This window comes from Desulfoluna sp. HI9BLuna (genome assembly GCF_056829775.1).
On sequence record NZ_CP186555.1, the window covers coordinates 3,484,794 to 3,502,966 of the forward strand.

16 protein-coding genes are annotated in these 18,173 nt (G+C 60.5%); 5 read left to right on the plus strand and 11 right to left on the minus strand.

Annotation, left to right across the window (positions count from 1 at the left end; translation table 11 throughout):
* Position 1: 1 nt before the first annotated feature.
* Positions 2 to 529 carry a 4Fe-4S dicluster domain-containing protein gene (locus ACOYW0_RS14140; RefSeq protein ID WP_180137398.1) on the minus strand — a complete coding sequence of 176 codons (528 nt, stop codon included), beginning with the start codon at positions 527 to 529 and terminating at the stop codon, positions 2 to 4.
* A gap of 240 nt (positions 530 to 769) precedes the next feature.
* Here ACOYW0_RS14140 and ACOYW0_RS14145 point away from each other — a divergent pair, with 240 nt between their 5' ends.
* A complete protein-coding gene (locus ACOYW0_RS14145) occupies positions 770 to 1,021 on the plus strand; it encodes a hypothetical protein (RefSeq protein WP_482414509.1) in 252 nt (83 codons plus the stop codon).
* On the plus strand, positions 997 to 1,422 hold the full coding sequence (locus ACOYW0_RS14150) for an endonuclease III domain-containing protein (protein ID WP_482414510.1): 426 nt from the start codon (positions 997 to 999) through the stop codon (positions 1,420 to 1,422). The genes ACOYW0_RS14145 and ACOYW0_RS14150 overlap by 25 nt, the downstream gene beginning before the upstream one ends.
* Positions 1,423 to 1,813: 391 nt before the next feature.
* Here the strand turns inward: ACOYW0_RS14150 and ACOYW0_RS14155 are convergent, their stop codons facing one another.
* The 3 genes from ACOYW0_RS14155 to ACOYW0_RS14165 all read right to left on the minus strand — a co-directional run bounded on the left by ACOYW0_RS14155 (position 1,814) and on the right by ACOYW0_RS14165 (position 5,450).
* On the minus strand, positions 1,814 to 3,004 hold the full coding sequence (locus tag ACOYW0_RS14155) for a vWA domain-containing protein (protein ID WP_482414511.1): 1,191 nt from the start codon (positions 3,002 to 3,004) through the stop codon (positions 1,814 to 1,816).
* Positions 3,005 to 3,130: 126 nt separating this feature from the next.
* A complete protein-coding gene (locus ACOYW0_RS14160) occupies positions 3,131 to 3,985 on the minus strand; it encodes an AAA family ATPase (RefSeq protein ID WP_482414512.1) in 855 nt (284 codons plus the stop codon).
* A gap of 403 nt (positions 3,986 to 4,388) precedes the next feature.
* Complete coding sequence (locus tag ACOYW0_RS14165; protein WP_482414513.1) at positions 4,389 to 5,450, minus strand: uroporphyrinogen decarboxylase/cobalamine-independent methonine synthase family protein; 1,062 nt, start codon at positions 5,448 to 5,450, stop codon at positions 4,389 to 4,391.
* Between the two features lie 129 nt (positions 5,451 to 5,579).
* On the opposite strand from ACOYW0_RS14165, the gene tatA reads away from it, so the two are divergent.
* Entirely contained in the window at positions 5,580 to 5,759 is a 180-nt protein-coding gene (gene tatA, locus ACOYW0_RS14170; protein ID WP_092209519.1) for a twin-arginine translocase TatA/TatE family subunit, read from the plus strand.
* A gap of 138 nt (positions 5,760 to 5,897) precedes the next feature.
* Here tatA and ACOYW0_RS14175 read toward each other — a convergent pair whose 3' ends face one another.
* Positions 5,898 to 6,776: an alpha/beta fold hydrolase gene (locus ACOYW0_RS14175; RefSeq protein ID WP_482414514.1), complete on the minus strand. Its 879-nt coding sequence runs from the start codon at positions 6,774 to 6,776 to the stop codon at positions 5,898 to 5,900.
* Positions 6,777 to 6,858: 82 nt separating this feature from the next.
* Positions 6,859 to 7,746, minus strand: coding sequence for a hypothetical protein (locus tag ACOYW0_RS14180; protein ID WP_482414515.1), 888 nt, complete (start codon positions 7,744 to 7,746; stop codon positions 6,859 to 6,861).
* Positions 7,747 to 8,006: 260 nt separating this feature from the next.
* Here ACOYW0_RS14180 and ACOYW0_RS14185 point away from each other — a divergent pair, with 260 nt between their 5' ends.
* A complete protein-coding gene (locus ACOYW0_RS14185; RefSeq protein ID WP_482414516.1) occupies positions 8,007 to 8,918 on the plus strand; it encodes an EamA family transporter in 912 nt (303 codons plus the stop codon).
* 256 nt (positions 8,919 to 9,174) lie between these two features.
* Positions 9,175 to 12,141, plus strand: coding sequence for a hybrid sensor histidine kinase/response regulator (locus ACOYW0_RS14190; protein WP_482414517.1), 2,967 nt, complete (start codon positions 9,175 to 9,177; stop codon positions 12,139 to 12,141).
* On the opposite strand, the gene ACOYW0_RS14195 is transcribed toward ACOYW0_RS14190, so the two are convergent.
* The 5 genes from ACOYW0_RS14195 to ACOYW0_RS14215 form a co-directional block, all read right to left on the minus strand.
* A complete protein-coding gene (locus ACOYW0_RS14195; protein ID WP_482414518.1) occupies positions 12,136 to 12,732 on the minus strand; it encodes a CDP-alcohol phosphatidyltransferase family protein in 597 nt (198 codons plus the stop codon). The genes ACOYW0_RS14190 and ACOYW0_RS14195 overlap by 6 nt on opposite strands.
* A gap of 415 nt (positions 12,733 to 13,147) precedes the next feature.
* Positions 13,148 to 13,792, minus strand: coding sequence for an ATP-binding cassette domain-containing protein (locus tag ACOYW0_RS14200; RefSeq protein ID WP_482414519.1), 645 nt, complete (start codon positions 13,790 to 13,792; stop codon positions 13,148 to 13,150).
* Positions 13,789 to 15,486, minus strand: coding sequence for an ABC transporter permease (locus ACOYW0_RS14205; RefSeq protein ID WP_482414520.1), 1,698 nt, complete (start codon positions 15,484 to 15,486; stop codon positions 13,789 to 13,791). The genes ACOYW0_RS14200 and ACOYW0_RS14205 overlap by 4 nt, the downstream gene beginning before the upstream one ends.
* A complete protein-coding gene (locus ACOYW0_RS14210) occupies positions 15,462 to 16,622 on the minus strand; it encodes an ABC transporter substrate-binding protein (RefSeq protein ID WP_482414521.1) in 1,161 nt (386 codons plus the stop codon). Before ACOYW0_RS14210 ends, ACOYW0_RS14205 begins: the two co-directional genes overlap by 25 nt.
* Positions 16,623 to 16,991: 369 nt before the next feature.
* Positions 16,992 to 17,774: a DUF2284 domain-containing protein gene (locus ACOYW0_RS14215; protein WP_482414522.1), complete on the minus strand. Its 783-nt coding sequence runs from the start codon at positions 17,772 to 17,774 to the stop codon at positions 16,992 to 16,994.
* Positions 17,775 to 18,173 lie beyond the last annotated feature (399 nt).

Consider the following 18,173-nt stretch of genomic DNA (forward strand, 5'->3'; position numbering starts at 1 on the left):
ATTACCCCGCTTTTTTGAAAAGGTTTCGGATATCCCCCAGGGCCTTGACCCGCGAGGGCAGGATGTGGAGCTTTCGTCGGGTGAGCATGCGGACACCAAGGTCCATGTCGCTGAAAAAATCCCGGGTGGCCAGTTTGTAGCGCATCATGATCTCCAGTTTGTGGGTGCGGCCGTGGCGCTTTACCGAGCCCAGCATCTCCCGGTGGAAATGGTAGATCTCCTCGTCGGGGACCTTGTCTCGGGCAATGGCCATCTCCCGGAGGGTGTCCATGACCGCAGGGATGTCGATGCCGTTGGGGCACTCCATGCTGCAGGTGTTGCACCCCACGCAGATCCAGGGCCCGGAGGCGGTCAGGGCCTCCTCTTTCAGGCCGAGCTGCACGAGACGGATGATCTCATGGGGCTTTCTGTCCATGATGTGGGCAAACTGGCACCCGCCGGTGCAGGCACTGCAGTTGTAACAGCGGGTGGGCACGGTGCCGGAGCGGCGCGTGACCTCGGTGATGAAACTGGGCATGATGTCTGCCATGATCCCTCCCTTGGGCTTTGGGTCCGTTTTGTCGGGCGAAGGCTCATCATACCGGTCCGGCACGCAAAGGCCTTGACTCAGGTCAAAAAAAGGATTTTTACCGGGACAACTGGCAGGCAGGGCGGTTTGTGTGTATGGTGGGAACCCGACCCCGAGTGTTGCCTTTGTGGGGTGGCGGCGGGAAGGTTGGCCCATGAAAAAATGACAGGCAAGGACCCGAACAAAAGGCAGGAAAGGCCCATGGCTTTGGATATCAATGAGTTTGTAGATCGTTTGAAAGACGCCTACAAGGCGTGGAACGCACCGGTGATTACCTTTATGGCGGGCATCGGCGCCACCCCCTTTGAGGTGCTCATCGCCACTCTTTTGTCGTTGCGCACCAAAGATGAGGTGACGGCCCCTGCGGCCCGGCGCCTTTTTGCCGTTGCCAACACACCGGAGACCCTCCTGCCCTGGGCGAGGAGGAGGTGGCCAAACTCATCTATCCCGTAGGGTTTTACCCCACCAAGTCCAAGCGAATCATGGAGATCTCCACCATGATCCTGAACAAATACAACGGCGTGGTCCCCGATGACCTTGACGAGCTCCTCACCCTGCCCGGGGTGGGTCGTAAAACAGCCAACCTCGTTCTGGTGGAAGGCTACCAGATGGAGGCCATCTGCGTGGACACCCACGTCCACCGCATCAGCAACCGCATCGGCTACGTCAAGACCAAGAACGCCGACCAGACCGAGATGGCTCTGCGTAAAAAACTCCCGAAAAAGCACTGGATCCTCTACAACGAAATCCTCGTGGCCTTCGGCCAGGTGCTCTGTCGCCCCATCTCTCCTTTTTGCTCCACCTGCCCCGTTGCCGACCTCTGCCCGAAAATAGGCGTGACCAAACACCGATAAGGGCTATCCCTAAAATAATAGTAACTATTCAGCTTGCCTCCGGCGGGTCGCTTTTTTGAAAAAAAGCTCCGCAAAAAACTTTCCAAATACACCCGCCCTTTGTTTTGATCGCCCTTCGGGGCGATCAAAACAAAGGGCGGGTGCAGAAATAACGAATGTCTTTCTGCGAAGCCTGGAATGACTTTATTAAGACCTGTTTGTCAAACTTTTCAAAAGTTTGGCCCCCGGCAGGGCCGCCGGAGGTTTTTTTGAACTGAATCATTACCGATCCTCTAACCCGTCACATTTACAAACGGGCGTAGCCCGTCAGCAAATGCGTAGGGCGAGGAACGAGCCCCGAAGCATTTGCGATCCTGGGGCTCAGCCCCTGCCCGCCGGAGGCATGCTTTTTTTATTTTTCCATGAGGTGGGTGACGGCGCCTTCAAGGCCGTCCAGGGAGAGTTCGTACATGGGAAAGATCTGTCCGATGGCCTGGATGGTGCGGGTATAGCCCCACATGTGGGCCTGGACCGGGTTGAGCCAGACGCAGTGGGGAAAGGTTTCGGAGAGGAACCTCAGCCGCTCGATACTGGGCTTGCCGCTTCGGTCCTGCACATAGATGGAGCCGTCCCGTGAGAGGAGCTCGTAGGGGGCCATGGAGGCATCCCCCAGGATGATGAGCCGGGTGTCCGGGTCGATGGTGGCAAACTCGTCGATGGATTTGGGTTTCCGGTAGCGGCTGGCATCAAGCCAGACGCTGTCGTAGATGGTGTTGTGGAAGAAATAGGTCTTTAAGTCCTTGAACTGGGCCCGGGCGTAGTCAAAGAGGGTCTGGACCACGTTGACGTAGGGTTCCATGGACCAGCCGCCGTTGTCGATCATGAGGATGATCTTGAGGCGGTCCCGCAGGCTCTGATCGAAGACAAGTTCGATCTCCCCCCCGTTTTTCATGGTCTGGTAGATGCTCTCGTCCACGTTGATCTGGTCTTTGGGTCCGGCCGGGATGAGGTTCCTCAGGCGTTTCAGGGCTTCGCCGATGTGGGCCTGGGTCAGGGGGCCGTAGCCGGAGTAGTCCTTGTAGCGGCGCTCCCCTGCCACCTTTACGGCGCTTTTGCTCCGCGATTCGCCTCCCACCCGCATGCCGCCGGGGTGGTACCCGGAGTGGCCCACGGGTGAGTAGCCCCCGGTGCCGATCCACTTGTTGCCCCCGTCGTGGCGCTCTTTCTGGTCTTCCAGGCGTTTTTTGAAATAGTCGATGAGCTCTTCCGGGGTGTATTTGGAGAGCTCGTTTTCGTCCATCCCCAGGGCCTCGGCCATCTCCTTGGGGTTCTGGAGCCACTCGTCCAGCATGGCCCGGGCCACCTCGTCCAGCTCCAGCCCTTCGTCCTCCGGGATTTCCACTCCCTTGAAATACCAGGCAAAGACCTGATCGTAGATATCAAAGTAGCGCTCGCTCTTGATGAGGATGGTGCGCGCGGCCGTATAAAAATCGTCCACGGAGTTCACCAGCCCCGACGAGAGAGCCTTCTGAAGCCGCAAAAAGGAGGTGGGGCTCACCGGAACCCCGATCTCCTTGAGTTTGTAAAAAAAGTCGATGAACATGGTGCCTCCGGCGGGTCGCTTTTTAAAAAAAACTCCGCAAAAACGTTCCGGTTGCAGCAGCGATGTTCCCTTCGTTTCTTAGGGAAAATCGCTGTTGCGAAGTCATCAGGGGGTGCTCATGCCATGTTAAAACATCCGCCTGCGCGTCACCTGATTGGCGGCCCGGCTGTAGTCCGGGCTCTTTTTGAAGAGCACGCCGAGGAAGGGGATGTCCCCTTTGGCCAGTTGCTTGACCTTGAAGTCCGGGTCAGCCTGGAGGGCACGGATCCAGTTGATGAGTTCCCGGGTGGCCGGTTTTTTCTCGATGCCGTCGAGCTCCCGGAGTTTGTAGAAGGTGGTGGTGGCATTTTCCACCAGATCGTCGCTGATATCCGGGAAGTGGACGCGGAGGATGCGGCGCATCACCTTGGGGTCGGGGAAGGCGATGTGGTGGAAGTTGCAGCGCCCGAGGAAGGGATCGGAGAGGTCCTTCTTGGAGTTGGAGGTGATGAGGATCACCGGACGCGTCCTGGCCGAGATGGTCTTGTCGATCTCCATGATATCAAACTGCATCTGGTCCAGGACATCGAGCATGTCATCCTGGAAATCGGTGTCGGCCTTGTCGATCTCGTCGATGAGGAGCACCACGCGCTTGTCGGCGGTGAAGGCCTGGCCGATTTTGCCCATGGCGATGTACTCTTCGATGTCCGAGACGTTGCGGGTGGAGTCGCCGAAGCGGCTGTCGTTCAGGCGCGTCAGGGTGTCGTACTGGTAGAGGGCTTCCACCAGCTTCATGCTGGACTTGACGTTGAGGGTGATCAGCGGCATGCGCAGGCTCTCGCTGATGGCGTGGGCCAGCATGGTCTTTCCGGTGCCGGGCTCCCCTTTGAGGAGCAGGGGCATCTCAAGGGCCATGGAGATGTTGACGATCTTGGCCAGCTCGTCATCCAGGACGTACTTTTTTGCACCGGTGAATACGGCGGCATTTTCAGGTGAGGACATGGGGGATTCCTTTGCTTGGGGAGGAAACGGTGCCTCCAATCAATGTTTTGTCGGGTCGTGGGTCATGGCGTAGACGGAGCGCTGTTCTGCCTCCGGGGCATGCCTTTTCACTGCCGTGGAACCCTGGTCCCGATATCTGCCTGTATCGTGACGTCGCCCCTTCTATGTGGAAGCGTCGGTCGTTGGTCTGCGGATGCGTCGAGCCGCATGGGGCCGTTCGGTGGCCCCTGGCACGGGCATTTTTTTACTCCATTGAGACATCAAACGCCCATTATAAGGGAGAGTTTGTCTTTTTGGGAAGGATTTTATACGGCCGTCAAAAGAAGGGCGGGCCAAGGGAGGAACAGGGGCCCCTGCCGGGCAGGGGCCGCGTACGGTCTGGAGCCTGAGGGCTTGTGGCGCCTTATGCCTGGGCGCGCACCTTGTCCGAGAGGCCTTTGGTCAACGCAAGGACCTTTTCGGCCAGCTCCAGGGAGAGGGAGCCGGTGCCGCAGCTCGGGGTGATGAGGGTGGCGTTTATCAGGGCCTTTCGGTCAAAGCCTTTGGCTTCCAGGGTGCGCATCTGGGCGTCCCATTTTTCATACAGGCTCTCCACGGTCTCCTTTTCGATGTCTGCCTTTTCACCGGTGGGGACGATGCCCCAGGCGATGATACCGCCCCTGTCCAGGTAGGCTTTCAGGGGGGCCTCAAAGAGGATGAACTTGTCGAAGTAGCTGTAGGCGTCGAAGCTGATGATGTCGATGGCCGCGTCGAAGAGGAGGGTCCACTGGGTGTTGGCGCAGACATGGACCCCGGCCAGCCCCCCTTCCTTGTGGACGGCCTCGGCCATTTCGTTTAAGGCGGAGATGACGTGCTCTTCGGTGATGGTGAGGTAGGCGGAGGTACCGAAGCCCGCCAGGGCCGGTTCGTCGAAGAAGACGATGGGCAGGGCCCCGGATTTGCCGAGCATGCGGGCCTGCCAGGCGGCGTTCATGGTGAGGTGCTTTACCATGATGTCCCGGAGCTGGTCATCGTAAAAAATGGCCCGGTCTTCCTGGTCCTTGACAGCGGTGCCGAAGGTGACCGGTCCGGTGATCTGGCCTTTGAGGGCAAGGGCTGAAAGCGTTGGCGCCATTTCCGTCAGGGTGAAGAAGCCTTTGGCGCGTTCTTTGGAGATGCCGAAGGGGGACGCTTCGATGTCGCCGCCCCCCTCGCTGACGGTGAGGTAGGCTTCGTAGAAGGCGAGCATCTCTTCGGCAAAGGCCTCGGAAGTGGGGTCGATCCAGGAGGTCTCTTCGGTTTCCACGAGGCCGGGGAGCCCGGGAAGAAACTGGTCCACCATTCCCTCTTTGGGGTTTGATGGGAGCTGGACCCACAGGGGGATCTCGGGGGTGTGGGCGAGGACGAGCTCCGTGGCCCGGAGGTGGTCGGACAGGGGGAGGCTCCCGATGAGAAGGGGCCTGCCCTGAGGGGTAAATGTGCTCATAATGTATTGAATCCCTTTTCAGTTATAAAGATTGACACCCTGCCGAAGCCGGTGGTATGTTCGGTGGTCGCGTGAACAACTGTGATGTATACTAAAACCCACACAGACCTTTGCATGAAGGGGGAACAGATGTTTGGACTTGGTCCGATGGAACTTACCATCATCCTCATCATCATTCTCATCATTTTTGGCGCCGGACGACTTCCCGAGATCGGCTCAGGAATCGGGAAGGGCATCCGAAACTTCAAGAAATCCGTTTCCGAGACCGAAAACGAGAAGATCGAAGGGGACAAGAAGGACGACGCCTGAATGTGATGGGGCTCGGTATGCCGAGGCGCAACCGGTTGTCCGCTGAGCGTTACGGACAAGATACGCGGTTGGTTCCGGCAGCCTGATACACATTATGATATGCCGCGAAAAGGGGGACTTGACAAGGTCCCCCTTTTTTTATGGTGCCGTGGCCCTTGCCTCTTCTTCCGGGCCTGTTCCCATACCCTCGGCGATGAACCGCCCTGCGCGTCCGCTGTGGGTCTCTTTGTTGCTCTCCATCACCTCCACCCTTGCCTCGGGCATGCTGCCCGCCATCTTCGTGATCTCCTCGACCCCATGCAGTTTGTCGGAGGCCGCCCCGATGACCACCACCGGTGTGGCGACCCCGGGCAGGTCGTCCCATATGGTGTAGCCGTTCAGGGCACCGGCGTTGGCCTTCAGGCGAATGGGCTCGGCGTCCATGACGGTGCGGGTGTATTTTTGGGCCTGTTCGGGCTCCTTTTTTTTGTCCACCCGGAAGTTGACCAGGTACCAGACGATGAGGTAGCGGATGACGGTGAAAAAGCAGGGGGGCAGGAAGCGGATGATGAAGTTGCCCCAGGCGGGGAAGGCAAAGGCGGTGACCGGGGAGATGAGAAAGGCCCCTTTGGGGGAGACCCTCCCGCCGGACATGGCCCGGACCAGGGCCGTGGAGCCCAGGGAGCTTCCCGCCACATACAGGGGCGTGCCGGAAGGGACGAGCTCTGCCGCCACCTCGCCGATGTCGTCGGCGAGCCGGTCGATGTCAAAGCGGGGAAGGGGGCCTGCGGGGAGACGCGCGCTTCGTTTTTCGCGGGACTCCATGTAGATGACACGGTAGTGGGGCGTGATCTCCTCCAGCACCTCGTGCCATCCGGACAGGGCCGAGAGCCAGCCCGCCACAAAGAGGAGGACCGGCTTGTTCTCCCACGAGTCGGTTTTAAAATCAAACAGGGTAAGGGTGACGCCGTCGGAGACGGTCACAAGGGATTTGGATACCAGGATTCCCCTGGTTTCATATCGCAGGAGCTCTCTCATGATTTCTCAGGTCCGCTGGAATGTTGCATAAGGGGGGAATCGGCATCTGTGGGTGTGACCGTTTTCCCGGGTATGGGTTGCTCTACCGGTTGCGGTAGCTGGCGCTGATCTCCTCAAGGGTGGCCAGGTACTCTTTTTGCCTGGCAAGGCCTTTGTAAAGAGCGATGTCGCTCTGGAGCCCTTCCAAGGCCTGGGGGACATCCACGCCGTAGATATTGGTGCCGGACTGGTCGGCCCGGTGAAGCACACGCACGGCGTAGTATGTGGCCAGGATCCGGTACCTGGAACTCCGCCGGAGGAGGTAGCTCCGGCCGGACAGGGTGTGGAGAAAGTAGGTGGCGTAGAGGGTTTCCACTTCGGGGGTGCAGGCGGCGGGGACCACCTGGTGGCAGGTGCTGTCCGTCATGACCTTGTAGAGGTCGGGGAGAAACGCTTCCACCGCATCGGGCTCTTTGTCCAGAAACCCTTTGAAGGCCATGATGTCTTTGGCCCCCAGGGTGCGGTAGAGGTGGGCGATGTTTCGGAAAAGGGCCAGGGTGTCCAGGTCTTTTTCCACGATCTCCGGCGGGTTGCTCGCCAGGCGGGTGAGGGCGCTCTGAAAACGGGCCTGGGGCGCTTGATCCGAGGGGTATTTTTTCCCCAGGTAATCAAAAAAGGAGATCAGCCGTTTCTCCGAATCCGAACAGCCGGCGGCCTCGCCGGAAGAGGACGGGGCGATACCCTCGGGGGTCCCCAGGACCTCGCTTACCTTCTGTTCATGGGTCTCCATGGTGGTATCGCTGTGAAGCTCTTCGCGCAGGTCCTTGACCTCCCCTTTGAGCTTCTCCACATCAACCATCCATCGCTCCTGTTCCTGTTCGACGGCCTGCTGAACCGACGAGCTTTTCCAACGCTGAGCCTGTTTGGCCCCAAAGTAAAGCGCTGCTGACAATGCGGTGATGACGACAAGGGAAATAGCGACACGATTCATGATCACTCCAGATCTGTTATGTAGGAACGGTGACGCGGTTGGCGTTAGGCCGGGAAGGCTCGCCCTGTGGGGAGGGCGGCGTCACAGATGAACAAACTTATGAAAATATGATACACCATAATCGATGCTTGTGCAAAAACTCATGCGGCGGCACGCACCTTCGGTAAATGGGCGAATGTCGTTGCCTGGATGCGTTATTCTGAGAAACCAGGCGTTTTTGTTGCGATTTGAACCCTGCGGTATGGAGATAAGAGGAAACGATGGCGATACCTGAGACGGACACCCCCACCACGACCCCTGCGCAGAAGGCCCGAGGGACCCTGATGATCCTGACGGCGGCCCTGGGGTGGGCCTCCTCCGGGACGGCGGCCAAACACCTGTTTCTCATGGGGGTGACCCCTGCGGGCCTGGTCCAGATGCGGGCCACCCTGGCTGCGGTGCTCATCGGCCTGTGGATCGCCATGACCCGGCCGGACCTGTTTCGCGTGGAAAAGCGAGACCTGCCGCGCATCCTGGCCCTGGGGTTCCTGGGCATGGCCATGGTGCAGTTTACCTACCTGTTTGCCATCAGCCGTATCCATGTGGCCGTTGCGATTCTCATGCAGTACATGGCACCGGTCTTTATCTTTTTCTGGTCCCTGACCTTTGGGTCCAAGAAGCCCACCCTGCTCTCGGCGGCGGCCATTGCCGTCACCGTCCTCGGGTGCTACTTCGTTTCGGGTGCCTATGATTTCGACCTGTCCGAGCTGGACCTGCTGGGGCTGGGCAGCGGGCTGGCCTCGGCCGTGAGTTTTGCCGTGTACACCCTGTTGGGGGAAGGGCTGGTGGGGCGCTACGATCCCAGGGCCGTGACCTTTCACGCCTTTTTGGTGGCGGCGGTGACCTGGAACCTTGCGTCTGCGCCCCTCTCCTTTGTGGGCATGTGCGCGGATCCTGCGTTTCTCTTCTGGGGTCTCTACGTGGTGGTGATCGGAACCGTGGCCCCCTTTCTTCTGTATGTGGCGGGCATGAGGGGGATCAGTTCCGTCAATGCCTCCATCACGGCCACCACCGAGCCGATCTTTGCAGGGCTCATCTCCTGGGTGTTCATCGGAGAGGCCCTGACCCCCGTCCAGATGGCCGGGGCCGCCCTGGTCCTTTTTGCCGTGGGGGTGCTCACCGTCAAGGGGTAAGGCACAGGCCGAAAGCAACAGGGCTTTTTCCCGGGTGTGCTTTTGACCTCCCCATGGATTTTAAGTATAATGACTCATTGGTTTCCGGCTGTGATCCGCCTTTGTCTCTTTAAAGATGTCCCCTTCCTTTTGCGGAGAGATCGCCGGGCCTCCATTACCCACCTTTGTTTGATTCGTATCGCCGCCTGATGTGGCCAGCTGAAGTCCATCGCCCCTCCAATCCGTGTGCGGGCACGCTCTTTGAGGATTGCTACCCATGCAAAACAAACACAAGTCTGCGGGGATCCACGATGCCTTTGTCTGTTCCAGCACCCATGTGTCACAGGAAATTACTGCCATAGAGGACGCCATTGCGGCCCATGGGGGAGACCGCCGTGTCGTTGATTCATTGCGTCAGGCCTGTGCACGTCTGGAGCATGTCCACAGTGTGCATCGGGCTGTCCGGCGGTCCCTTGCCGTGACGTCGGGGATTAAGAGCCCCGAGGTGTTGATCGGAAACGTGTGCCGGTCCCTTGTGGATACGGGAGGGTACGAATCGGTCTGGATTGTCCTGTTCGGCACGGACAGGAGGCAACGCACCTGGGCTCAGTCCGGCATGGGGGATAAGGGGGAGGCCCTGGGCCGAAAACTGGAGGCTGGCTGGCTTCCCCGGTGCGGCAGGGACCTTCTGACGCCGGAAGGGGGATGTTGCCAGGCAGAGGCCTGCGGAATCTGTGCGAACTGCTCTTTTGGCAGCGCGTGCAGCCAGCAGGGGAGCATTGTGACTCGTCTGGCCAGGGGAGGTCAGCTCCTGGGGATGATGAGCGTGACCCTGCCTTCCCAGGAGGCCGCCGGAGACGAGGAGGCATGCCTGGTGCAGGAGGTGGAAGGAGAGATCTCCCGTGCCATTGAGGGGTTGAACCGGGACCTGGACCGGGCCGAGACCGAGGCTGGCCTGGGGGAATCGCGGCGCGTCATGGACACCCTGCTGAAGAACCTGCCGGGCATGGCTTACCGGTGCAAATACGATGGGGAGTGGACCATGGTGCTCGTGAGCCGGGGGGGATATGAACTGACCGGCTACCACCCGGAGGAGATGGTGGGAAACCGGGCGGTGGCCTACAACACCCTTGTCCACCCCGAGGACCGGGCCATGGTCAAGAAGACCGTGGACGAAGGTATTTCGGGCAGCGATTCCTTTGAGATGGAGTACCGACTCCTGACCAGGGACGGCACCGAAAAGTGGGTCTGGGAGAGGGGCAGTGTGGTGCGCATCGGCGGGGTGGTGGTGGCCCTGGAGGGGTTTGTCACGGACATCACCCAGCAGAAACATGCCATCGAGGGCCTCCGCTGGAGCAACCGGCGCTACCGGATCCTGGTGGAGGACATGCCGGCCATGGTGTGCCGGTTTCTGCCCGACGGCCGGTTGACGGACGTCAACGAGAGTTACTGCCGCATGTTCGGCATGGCCCGGGAAGAGCTTTTGGGGCAGAACTTTTTTGCTTTTCTTCCTCCGGCGGTGCGGGACGCCGTGCGGGATCATTTCCATGAGCTGACCCCTGAAAATCCCATGGACACCTACGAACATGAGGTGATCAACCCCACCGGCCGAAGGGGGTGGCAGGAGTGGACGGATCGCGCCATTTTTTCCGATGACGGGGAGCTTCGAGAATTTCAGTCCATCGGCCGGGACATCACGGAGCGGCGCCGTGCTGAAGAGGCCTTGAGGGCCAGCGAGAGGCGGTATCGGGCGTATATCGACAACTCGCCGGTGGGGATTTTTATTTTCGGCGAGGAGGGGGGCTTTGTGGAGGCCAACGAGGCCGCCTGCAGGATGGTGGGCTACTCCCGAAGCGAGCTGGCGACCCTGAAGGTAAGCGACATCGTCGGTGCCGACGCCACCGGCAAGCGAGCGCCCAACTTCGAGCGCCTGAAACGGGAGGAACATGTCCGGTCCGAGACCCCGCTGCACCATAAAAACGGAGCGATTATCCACGGCATCATCGAGGCCGTGGCCCTGGGGGAAGGCACCTACATGGCCTATTTCATCGACCAGACCGAGCAGAGAAAGCTGCAGTCCCAGCTTCAGCAGGTGCAGAAGATCGAATCCGTGGGTCGGCTGGCAGCAGGCGTCGCCCATGACTTTAACAACATGCTTTCCCCCATCCTGGGGTATGCGGAACTCCTGTTGGACGAGCTTCCCGAAGGGGAGGAGTGTTACGGCTATTCCCTGGAGATCAAAAACGCTGCCGAGCGTTCCCGCAACCTGGTGCGGCAACTTCTGGCCTTCAGCCGAAAGCAGGTGCTCCGGCTGGACCCCCTGGACCTCAGGTCCATTGTCTCCGGGATGCAGCCCCTGTTGCGGCAGACCCTCCGGGAGGATATTGCCCTCACCGTTTCCCTTGCGGAGACCTCGTGTCCGGTGCGTGCCGACATGGGCCAGGTGGAGCAGATCCTCATGAACCTGGCCGTCAATGCCCAGGATGCCATGCCCGACGGCGGGGAACTCTCCATTACCGTACGCATGGCCGTTCAGGAGGCCGATGCCCCTCGGCTTCACCTGGATCTCTCCCCGGGGGAGTATGTGCTGGTGGAAGTTCGGGACACGGGGCACGGCATGGACCCCACCACGGCCGAGCATGCCTTTGAACCCTTTTTCTCCACCAAGGGCAAGGGGGGGACCGGGCTGGGGCTCTCCACGGTGTACGGAATCATTACCCAGCACGGAGGGGCGGTGCGCATGGATACCCGCCAGGGGGAAGGCGCGGTGTTCTCCCTCTATTTCCTCCGGGAGGAGGAGCCCGTGGCCGAGATACCCGAGGTGACGGAGGAGAAGACCGTAGCCTCGGGCCATGAGACGGTGCTGGTGGCCGAGGACAACGAGGTGGTGCGGAACATGACGGTGAGTGTTCTGACCCGCCTGGGCTATCGCGTCTTTGACGCCGCAGGCGGTGAGGAGGCCCTGGCCGTGCTGAAGAACCACGAAGGGGCAGTCGATCTGCTCCTCACCGATGTGGTGATGCCGGGCATGAACGGCCGGGAACTCTACACCCGGGTATCCCAGCTCTACAGCGGGATCCGCGTTCTTTACATGTCCGGGTACTCAGACGACGTCATCGCCCACCACGGCGTGCTGGAAGATGGGATCCATTTTATCCAGAAGCCCTTCACCATCGAAGGGCTCACCAGCAAGGTGAGGGAGGTGCTGGATATCGCCTGCTGCGCCGGAGCTTCCGGGTCATGAGAGGTCTTGATAGGCCCTTGAAACACGGGTCACCGTGGTGATGCCGCAGGCCGCCGCAAAGGCAAGGGCAAGAACGGGAAAGGCCGCCGGAAACAGGCAGGCGGCCACGTAAAAGGCGATGGTCTCGGTCCCTTCGGTGAGCCCTTCCAGGTAGTGGAGGGCTTTTCCGCTGGGGTCACGTCCCTGCTTGTGGGCCATGGCCGCATAGGCCAGAAAGCTGGAGCCGGTCCCCACAAAGCTGAAAATGAGCACGGACGCTGCCAGGGCGTTGCGGCCGGGATCGGCCAGGGCAAACCCCACCACCACGGCGGAGTAGAAGATAAAATCCAGGACAATGTCCAGGAACCCTCCCGCATCCGAAGGGCCTGCGTCCCGGGCCAGGATACCGTCGATGCCGTCTGCGATGCGGTTGGCAACAATAAACACAAGGGCCGCACCGTACCACCCCATGGCAAGGGCCGGCACCGCCAGCATCCCCACGCCGAATCCTGCCATCGTCACCTTATCCGCATGCACCCCCCGGGCCTTTAACGGGGCGGCCAATCCCTCCAGGGGGCGTTTCACCCACCCCGCACTCCATTTATCCAGCATATGTTCTCCTTATTTGTTTTCACGACCCTTCAATGGCCAAAATCTGTTCAACAACTGCCTACTATGGTTAACGCCGGAGCAAAAAGCCAGCCTCCGGCGGCCCTGCCGGGGGCCAAACTTTTAAAAAAGTTTGACAAACAGGTCTCACGCCATCATTCCAAGGCTCCGCCGAAATTATTTTGATATGTTCGCCTCCGTGTATCGGTTTTTACGGCGCTTTTTTTCAAAAAAGCGACCCGCCGAAGGCAAGCTGAATAGTTACGTTTCCAGAAGAATAAAATGGGCCTCTCCTGCAAAAACGGTTGCCACATGTCACACACCACGCGAATGCCCTGTGAGCTTTCGCATAACAGCGGCCTCCATGCATTCGCCTTAGGGTTTCCAGGTTCCCCCACCTGGCCGCCGGAGGCGCTTTTTAACGTTTTTCCTGCGTTTCCAATCGAATGAGCCGGCCGCCTTCGGGGATGTCGTCTTCATCGTGGGTGACAAGCAGGGCCGGGATTCCCATGGCGGTGATCTGGTCGAAGACAAAGGCCCGGAAGCTTTTTCTCAAGGGCTTGTCCAGTTTGGAAAAGGGCTCGTCCAGCAGCAGGGCGTCGGGGCGGCTTATGAGGGCACGCATGAGGCTGATGCGGGCTTTTTGTCCGCCGGAGAGGGCCGTCGGGTGTCTGTGGGCCAGTTCGGCAAGGCCCAGGTCGGTGAGGACCTGCAGGGCCTTGGCCCTCCTTTGGCCTGGTTTTCCCCCTGGCAGGGCGAACAGGAGGTTTTCCAGGACGGTCATGTGGGGAAAGAGGAGGTCGTCCTGAAAAAGGATGGCAATGCCCCGTTTTTCAACGGGCAGGCCCGAGAGGGACCGCCCGCCCAGGGAAAGCTCGCCCGTGGCCTTGAAGGCCGGGGCCAGGGCCCCTGAGATCCAGCTGAGGATGGTGGATTTTCCGCAGCCCGACGGGCCCATGAGGGTGACCACCTCCCGGGGGGCCACGGTGAAGCTCAAGGTGTGGCAGAGGGCCTCGGTGCCGTGATGGATGGTGAGGCCGGAGACGGCAAGTGTGTGGGTCATGGGGTGCCTCGCTTGAGTCGTGGAACGATAAGGGCCGCAGCATAGGCCAGGGTGGGCAGGGCGAGCTGGATCAGGGCGTAGACCGCGGCAAGGCGCCTGTCCACTCCGCTGCCGATGGCCACGGCCTCGGTGGTGATGGTGGAGACCCGGCCGCCCCCGAGCATCAGGGTGGGGAGGAACTGGGCGATGGAGACGGAAAAGCCCACGGCCCAGGAGAAGAGAACGGGGCGAAGGAGCATGGGCAGCTTGATCTGGAAAAAGCAGGCCAGGGGCGACCGGCCCATGGAGAGCCCTGCGGTGACGTAGCGCTGGTCAAAGGCAAGGTAAGTGCCGTTGAGGCAGAGCCAGGTGTAGGGAAAGACAAAGAGGAGGTGCCCCCACATCACCAGGGCGAGGGACCCGGAGAGGCCCGCCTTGAGGGCTGCCACCTGGATCCCGAAGACCATGGGGAGCTGGGGGAGCAGGATGGGCAGGGCGATGAGGACCAGGGGCAGTCGCCTCTGGGAGCGTGCCTGATGCTCCAGGCAGCCCACCACGAGAAAAACGGCCGACGCGCTTACCACGGCGGCCATGGCAAAGGACACGCCCATGGGCTCCGAAGCAAAGGGCAGCTCCGCCATCCAGTTCGAAAAGGTCATGCGGGAGGGCAGGGCATCGGGGAACCGCCACCTTCGAGCGATGCTCCAGAGGCAAAGCCCGGCAAAAACGGACAGGGTGACCAGGGCCCCTGCCGGGATGCTGAGGCGGGCGACCCTCGACAAAAAACGGCTTGGGCGACCGCGTCGCCCGTTGACCTGGTTTTTTTTGAGCAGGGGAGCCAGGAGGCGCTCCATGGCCATCCAGCATCCCATGAGCCCCAGGGTCAGGCCGAAGAGGAGCAGGGCCCCTGCCGCGGCCCGGGGCATGAGGGCCAGATCCGGCTCCTGAAACCAGTGAAATACCTGGACCGCCAGGGTGGGGGGCCTGTTGGGACCCAGGAGCAGGGCCATGTCCACCACCGAGAGGCTGTAGGCCATGGCAGCGAAAAAGGGCAGGCGGATCAGGGGGTATAGCTGGGGGATGAGGAGCTTTTGCCAGACCCGGTGGGGCGGGTAGCCGAAGCTGCGCCCAAGCCGGAGCTGACGGTCCGTGTCGATCTGGGAGAGGGCCGCCATGCACATGAGGATGAGAAAGGGGGTCTCCTTGAAGGCCAGGGCCAGGGTGAGGCTAAGGCCCAGGGGGTCCTGGATGATCTGCCAGTCCGGGGGACGGTGCCAGCCGGTGAGCACCGGAGAGACCAGGCGCACCAGCCAGCCGCTGGGGGATATGAGGAAGGCAAAGCCCACGGCAAAGGCCACATGGGGCAGGGCCAGCACAGGGGGCAGCACCCGCCGGATCCACGCCCACCAGCCGGTGCCCCGGGTGAAGGTGACCACAAGAAGGGAAAGGATCAGGGAGAGGATCGGGGCGCCGACGCCTGTCAGCACGGTGAGGCCCATGCTTGCCCCCAGACCCGGTTCGGCCAGGAGCAGGCGAAAAGCCCCTGTGCCCGGGCGCAGCTGTCCTGTGGCTGGTGCCGCGCCCAGGGCGGGAAGCACCACGCCGGCCACACCGCAGGCCAGGGGGGCCAGGCAGAAGAGGGCAACAAGGGTTGGGAAAACACGCAGCATCATCGACGTCCCTTTGGGCATCACTGCCCGTACCGTCTTTTCCACTCCTTCTCAAGGGCCGTCATCCAGGAGGGGTGGGGCTCGGCTACGCTTTTGCAAAGCGTGGGGGCGGTTTTGAAGAGGGCTCGCTCTTCGGCTGTCAACCTGTCCATGGCAAGGACCGTGGGGTCTCCCCAGATGTCGGTGTCCGCTTTTCTGGCCTGGGCTTCGGGGGACAGGAGAAAGTTGATGACCACCTTGGATGCGGCCCTGGCATCGCTGTTGTAAGGGATGGCCAGAAAGTGGCTGTTGGTGAGGGCGCCGATGTCAAAGACCAGGGACCGGGCCCCGGCGGGGAGGAGGCCCTGCCCGGCTTTGGTACGGGCGTCCTGGGGGTTGAAGCTGATGGCCAGGTCGATCTCTCCGTCGTCCAGGAGCTGCACCATATGGGAGCTGCCCGTGGGAAAGGCACCTGCCCTGCGCCAGGCAACGGGGTGCAGGGCGTCGAGCCATCGCCACAGGGGCGATGTGATTCGGTCCACGTCGGCTTCGGAGGCGGGGCTGTACAGGGGGGCCGGGTCGTCGGTCAGGTCCAGGAGCACCTGTTTGAGAAAAGAGGAACCGTGAAACTCCGGGGGCATGGGGTAGGCCACGCGTCCCGGATGGCTCTTGGCGTAGGCCAGCAGGGCCGCTGCGTTTGTGGGGGGCTCCGGGGTGCGCTGCGGATCGAAGATGAGGTTGAGCTGCCCCACGCCCCAGGGTGCCTCCAGTCCATCCACCGGAACGGTGAAATCCCTGTCCACCTGGAGCCTTTCCCGGTCCAGCAGGGTGTCGTTGGGCAGCTCCTTGACAAAGGGGCCGTGGAGGAGCCCGGCCTCCTTCATGGCCTTGAAGTTCTCGCCGTTGATCCAGATCATGTCAACGGAACCGTCCCGGGTTTTGCCTGCGACTTTTTCAGCCAGGATGCGGCCCACAACGTCGGAGATATCTGTGACCTTCACATGGACAAGGCGAATGCCGTAGCGCTTTTTCACCTCGGCACCGGCCCATCGGATATAGGTGTTGATCTCCTGGCTGCCGCCCCAGGCGTTGAAGTAAACGGTCTGCCCCCGGGCGTCGGAAAGGGTCTGTTGCCAGGGCTCGGCGTGGGCCGACGAGAGGGGCAGGAGAAGGGCCAGGCAGAAAAGGAGGCGTGTGAGCATGATGGGCTGTCCTTTCGAAAAGGGCGGTTTATCGGCAGGTGTCTGCTCTATGGGAATTATTGGATTTGCCAATGACGTACTGCGATATACATCAATGCGAAAGACAATGCTACCATTTTGAGGATGTCCGGGGAAGGTGAAAGGGGGGGATATTCAGGGCCAACGCATTCAAAGTTCCATTGCCTCCGGCGGGTCGCTTTTTGAAAAAAAGTTCCGGTAAAAACGAAAAAACGGGAGGGGCTGTGGCCGGTTGCGACGCGTCCAAAAAAATGGAGCCTGTTTGTTTAACGTTTCAAATAGTTGGCCCCCGGCAGGGCCGCCGGAGGCAAAATCTGAATGCGTTGGCCCTGATTGGGTGAAAGGGCAGGGTTATGCGGCGTCTCCATGGAAGAAAACCGCACCCATGGCGCAGACGAAGTGGGCGGTGTGGCTTTCGTTGCTCCACTCCAGATCGATGCCGAAGCATCGCCGGGCCAGGTCCATGAGATTCACCCCCAGGGATTCAAGGCTGAAGATTCGTTGATCGGGCTTGGCGCATATGGTGACCCCCTCTTCAGCGACGCAGCGATCGCATGCCATGCAGGGGCCGGCACCGGCAATGGTGTAGCCCTCTTCCCGTGAGGCGTAGAGCTCATCCACCAGAAAGCCGCGGACCTGTTTGAAACAGAGGCGGTAACGGTCCTGCAGGAGTTCCCCGGAGAAGTATTCCAGGGGCAGGCGAAGGCAGATGACCCGGGCGCTTTTTTTGCCTTGCGTGTAGTGGATAAACGTCGGGCTGAACGGGGGGCAGGCGAGGTTGGTGCCGTATTGGCGGCAGGCTTCGCAGGCCGTTTTGTACCTGCTGTGGTGCTCGATGGCGGAGAGGGGCACCACGGTTTCAAACCTTTCGTAATAGATGGGCTCCCCCGACGGGTCCGCTGCTTCGCAGACGGCCATGGAGACCTCTTCCCCCACGGGGATGCGACGGTCGCGGCTCGAGATGTTGACAGCGTAGGCCAGGGCTTCCTGCCTGGCCACGTGGTTGGTGCAGGCGGCGCACCGTCCTTTTGATTCATCCCTCCAGATTTCGAGCTCCTGTCCGCAGTGGGGACAGGGAAACAGCTCGGGGACAGACATCAGGGTCTGGTCCCTTCCAGGGCACCTGGGCAACATGACTGGCTCTCCTTTGGTGCATGGCACCATGGGCGTTGTGGTGACGGATGGGAACACCCATGGTGTCTCCTTCCGTTGTTTTGCGCCGACATCGTCCATCTTGTCGGGGTGCTCGGTGAAAAAGCAAAAAAAGGTATTTCGCAGGTGCAGTATGCGGTGCTCAAGGTAAGTAATGCGGGATAGTGTCTAATGGTGTGGTATATTTCTATATATCTGAAATTGTATGTTATTGAAAGAAGAAAATGGTCGGCTTTCGGAGCGTTCGCTAAAGAAACAGGCGTATATTATTTAGGTGTAGGAAGACGGAGTGCGGGTTTAAGACTATATATAGTTAAATAGGGCGGGAGACACAGCTTCCAGCTTCAGGGAATGTGGGGATTTTGCCAATTCTTCGCAATT

Coding starts and splice junctions, on each gene's coding strand:
- ACOYW0_RS14140 (WP_180137398.1), bottom strand. CDS start 529: ATGGCAGACATCATGCCCAGTTTCATCACCGAGGTCACGCGCCGCTCC.
- ACOYW0_RS14145 (WP_482414509.1), top strand. CDS start 770: ATGGCTTTGGATATCAATGAGTTTGTAGATCGTTTGAAAGACGCCTAC.
- ACOYW0_RS14155 (WP_482414511.1), bottom strand. CDS start 3,004: ATGTTCATCGACTTTTTTTACAAACTCAAGGAGATCGGGGTTCCGGTG.
- ACOYW0_RS14160 (WP_482414512.1), bottom strand. CDS start 3,985: ATGTCCTCACCTGAAAATGCCGCCGTATTCACCGGTGCAAAAAAGTAC.
- ACOYW0_RS14165 (WP_482414513.1), bottom strand. CDS start 5,450: ATGAGCACATTTACCCCTCAGGGCAGGCCCCTTCTCATCGGGAGCCTC.
- tatA (WP_092209519.1), top strand. CDS start 5,580: ATGTTTGGACTTGGTCCGATGGAACTTACCATCATCCTCATCATCATT.
- ACOYW0_RS14175 (WP_482414514.1), bottom strand. CDS start 6,776: ATGAGAGAGCTCCTGCGATATGAAACCAGGGGAATCCTGGTATCCAAA.
- ACOYW0_RS14180 (WP_482414515.1), bottom strand. CDS start 7,746: ATGAATCGTGTCGCTATTTCCCTTGTCGTCATCACCGCATTGTCAGCA.
- ACOYW0_RS14185 (WP_482414516.1), top strand. CDS start 8,007: ATGGCGATACCTGAGACGGACACCCCCACCACGACCCCTGCGCAGAAG.
- ACOYW0_RS14190 (WP_482414517.1), top strand. CDS start 9,175: ATGCAAAACAAACACAAGTCTGCGGGGATCCACGATGCCTTTGTCTGT.
- ACOYW0_RS14195 (WP_482414518.1), bottom strand. CDS start 12,732: ATGCTGGATAAATGGAGTGCGGGGTGGGTGAAACGCCCCCTGGAGGGA.
- ACOYW0_RS14200 (WP_482414519.1), bottom strand. CDS start 13,792: ATGACCCACACACTTGCCGTCTCCGGCCTCACCATCCATCACGGCACC.
- ACOYW0_RS14210 (WP_482414521.1), bottom strand. CDS start 16,622: ATGCTCACACGCCTCCTTTTCTGCCTGGCCCTTCTCCTGCCCCTCTCG.
- ACOYW0_RS14215 (WP_482414522.1), bottom strand. CDS start 17,774: ATGTTGCCCAGGTGCCCTGGAAGGGACCAGACCCTGATGTCTGTCCCC.